Annotated in this window: 3 protein-coding genes and 1 pseudogene; 3 read left to right on the top strand and 1 reads right to left on the bottom strand. The window is 43.9% G+C overall.

Going from position 1 to position 3,718, the window contains the following annotated elements; all coding sequences use genetic code 11:
* From VZ94_RS27365 to VZ94_RS20280, 3 genes and pseudogenes are all read left to right on the top strand, one after another.
* The coding region (locus tag VZ94_RS27365; RefSeq protein WP_204369226.1) for a hypothetical protein at positions 1–214 on the top strand (214 nt) is incomplete at its 5' end.
* Between the two features lie 754 nt (positions 215–968).
* On the top strand, positions 969–1,592 hold the full coding sequence (locus tag VZ94_RS23810) for a hypothetical protein (protein ID WP_131655662.1): 624 nt from the start codon (positions 969–971) through the stop codon (positions 1,590–1,592).
* 10 nt (positions 1,593–1,602) lie between these two features.
* Positions 1,603–2,783, top strand: a pseudogene (locus VZ94_RS20280) (HupE/UreJ family protein).
* A gap of 141 nt (positions 2,784–2,924) precedes the next feature.
* Here the strand turns inward: VZ94_RS20280 and VZ94_RS20285 are convergent.
* A complete protein-coding gene (locus tag VZ94_RS20285; RefSeq protein WP_131655663.1) occupies positions 2,925–3,170 on the bottom strand; it encodes a hypothetical protein in 246 nt (81 codons plus the stop codon).
* Positions 3,171–3,718: the final 548 nt, after the last annotated feature.

A 3,718-nucleotide genomic window follows, 5' to 3' on the forward strand; every position in this document is an offset into this window, starting at 1 on the left:
CAATACAASCTGGGCAGGGTGTTTAGAGCGCAGGTGTCGGCAGCAGGGATGCTGCCGCCAAGCCTACAGGGATGTATTTACGGCGTCCTCGGCAACTGCTCCTGCGTTGCTAAGCCACATGGATGTGGTGAATGCAGAAAACGCAGGAGCACTTTTCTGCCTACTACACGCCATCCCTGGCGTTATGCGCTCTGAATGCCCTGTCCCGGCTTAAGTGGGTAGCCACTCTCTCGCTCTTGTATACTTCAAACGGTCACATTCGGTTTTTAGGTAGGTAGGGTACGCTGTGCGCACTTTTATAACATCATTAAAAATCAATGCAAAAGGTGCGCACAGCGCACCGCAACATAAGATGCCGAACTTGACCGTTCAGAGTATATACACACTTTCTTAATCAATAATCTCTAGTTTTAAGCAGTTAGGTTTCTTATGTTCAAACAACTCTTGTTTTATATTCTGATAAGTCATTGTTTGCTTAGTTTTGCTACGCCTTATCGTCCAAGTTCTGATGCAGAAATCTTACAACGTTTTACCCTCTGTAAATACTGTTTATGACCAAGAATTACGCCATTGGCAACAACAGTTAAATACCGATACGGGTAATTTAGCGGTTGCGGTAAAAGTAGCCAACTTGTTAATTGACAAAGCAAAAATTGATGGCGACCCGCGTTACTACGGTTATGCCCAAGCCGCTGTGAAAAACTGGTGGCAACAAGCCGAGCCGCCTGTTCACGTGTTATTGCTGAAAGCGGCGATTAAACAACATAACCATGATTTCCAAGGCGCACTCACTGATTTGCAAACCGTATTAAACCAACGCCCGGATAATGCTCAAGCGTGGTTAAGCCAGGCAGTGATTCAAACCGTCATAGGCGATTATGATGCGGCAATGCAGAGCTGCCAAAGGCTTAAGCGCTTAAGCAACGCATTGATTTATGCAAGCTGCATGGCGAATACGGCGGGTTTACATGGCAAAGCGGAATCGGCCTTTTTTGTTGTTACAAGAAGCCGAAGCCAATGCAAGTCAAGAACAAGACCATTTATGGGCATTAACCTTATTAGCCGAATTAGCGACACGCTTAGGCAAGAACAATGAGGCCGAGCGCTATTTCAAACAAGCCTTAGCACTACCAGAGGCTGATGTCTATGCCTTAAGCGCGTATTGTGATTTTTTATTAGATACCGGCAAGCCTAAGCCAGTCGTTGAATTACTAAAGGATAATTATCGCTCAGATGCGTTGTTATTACGCTTAACTTTGGCTGAGCAAACATTAGGTTTGGTTACGGCGGCTCAGCACCTCGATGAACTTAAATTGCGCATGGCAGCGTATCGGTTGCGGCAAGAAACTTTACACCAACGTGAGGAAGCGAGAGTCTATTTAGAGTTGTTTAAGCAGCCTGAGCAAGCGTTAAAACTGGCTTTAGCGAATTGGCAAGTCCAGCGAGAACCTTGGGATGCGCGCTTAGTGTTAGCCGCAGCGGTGGCCGCTCACGACATCACGGCACTTAATTCAATCGTAACCTGGCTAAAACAAGCGCAGTTGCAAGATGTACAGATAAAGGCGTTAGTCACAGCCGCCATGCCGCTATAGAGGAGGTTTTATGTGGAATTGGCTCACTTTGTTCCTTGCCTTATTGGCATTACCGGCTTATGCGCATAAGCCTAGCGATAGTTATTTAACGATTAATATCACCAACAATGTTATCACTGGGCAATGGGATATTGCGTTACGTGATTTAGATTATGCGTTAGGCTTAGATGATAATGCCGATAATCAAATCACTTGGGGCGAGTTAAAACACCATCAAGCCACCGTTGTCGCATATAGCCTGGCGCGCTTGGCATTAAACACGGATGCCAATCTATGTACGACACAGCTCAGTGATTATTTAGTCGATCAACATAGCGATGGCTATTATGCCGTGCTTCGTTTTTCAGCTTTGTGCCCCATCAAGCCAGAGCAGTTAACCGTCGATTATCGGTTGTTTTTTGATTTAGACCCTACCCACCGTGGTTTACTGAATGTGAATCAAGACAGCCAACAACAAACCGCGATTTTTAGTCCTGAGCAACCTAGACAACAAATCGTGCTTAATGAGTCCAATGCATGGTTGTCGTTTAAGCAATTTGTAGAAGAAGGCGTTTGGCATATATGGGTCGGTTATGACCATATTTTATTCCTAATCAGCTTATTATTGCCTTCTGTCGTATTTCGTAACGGTAGGCAATGGTTACCAGTTACCGCAGTAAAAAGCGCCTTTTTAGAAGTAGCTAAAGTTGTTACGGCGTTTACCCTCGCACACTCAATCACGCTAAGCTTAGCAGTATTAGGCTGGCTGGATTTACCATCGCGCTGGTAGAATCAGCGATAGCCGCGTCGGTATTATTAGCGGCATTGAATAATATTTTGCCTTTAGTAACCCAAAAATTATGGCTAGTTGCTTTCGCCTTTGGGCTTATTCATGGCTTAGGTTTCGCTAGCGTGTTAAATGACTTAGGCGTGAATGGTCAGTATTTGCTAGTCAATTTAGTCGGTTTTAATGTCGGCGTTGAGCTTGGGCAGTTTGTTATCGTCGCTATCTTTTTCCCCTTGGCCTATCTCGCGCGTCATAGCTGGTATTATCAACGCTTAACGCTCAATTTTGGCTCGCTCATTATTGCCGTCATTGCATCGTTTTGGTTATTGGATCGCAGTATGGCGTTAGGATGGTCGGAGAATTTGGCGCGTTTGAACGCGTTTTCAGGTTCGGTGTTGGAATATCTATCGTTTTTTAATACATAGGTGTCGGATTTGTTAACCAAAGCTGTTGCTGTGATTACGCACACAGGTGGAAAGTTAGAGTTTAATCCTAACTTCGGCTTTTGGATATTCTGTTAGCAAAAAAACTGGGGCGAATTTTGGCGTTGCTTTGCAAGACGTTTTTCAAGAAATTTGATGACGCTTTTGTGTAATAGTAGACGGTAGTTCATAACCCCTGTCCCAATCCTCAAAATCACTGTAATCACCTTGGCTGATTTGATTTAGGCAGGCTTGGATGTGTTGATGGTCATTTTCTGACAGGCTATTATCGTCTTCAATAATCCGGCAACGGTTTTCAGGCAATAGTTTGATAAAGTCCAGAACCGTTTGGTAAGTTTTATCTTCGATTTCTAGCAAGATGGTTTTCATGGTCAAATCCCTCAAAAGTGTTGTTAGCAGCTTTGTCGCGATAAATACGCCAAAGCCCATTTAAAAACTGCGCGAATTCATACAAAAAGCAAATCTGTTTCCATCATTAAGTGACGTTGACCAGTAGGCAGTTCTATAAGGTGTTAAATTGTTCATCGAATAAGTGGTAACGGTACAATGGCATCCTGTCGAGATGAATCATGCGTTTTGCTGTAAGAAATTGCTCAAGCCAAATTTTGGGCAACAAAAAAACTCCTTCTCACTTTTTCAAAACGTTAGTGTAGTAACAACCTTTAATAACAACAAGCGGGTTTTATCTCGAAAACCTAATGATTTAAAGGCATTCGCTGCCTAAAATGACTTTTCGTCTGGTTATCAACAGGTATTAATTCACACACCTTGCACGGTTTGGTAACATCATCAGGAAATATTCTATTTAATGGGGCAACGTAACGTGAAAAACAATCAACCTCGGCACTGCCAGCGGATTATGCCCGCATCATCGCCGCAACCCATCATGACCCGTTTGCGGTGTTAGGCCGCCATCC

This window comes from Methylocucumis oryzae (assembly GCF_000963695.1).
GTDB classification, from domain to species: domain Bacteria; phylum Pseudomonadota; class Gammaproteobacteria; order Methylococcales; family Methylomonadaceae; genus Methylovulum; species Methylovulum oryzae.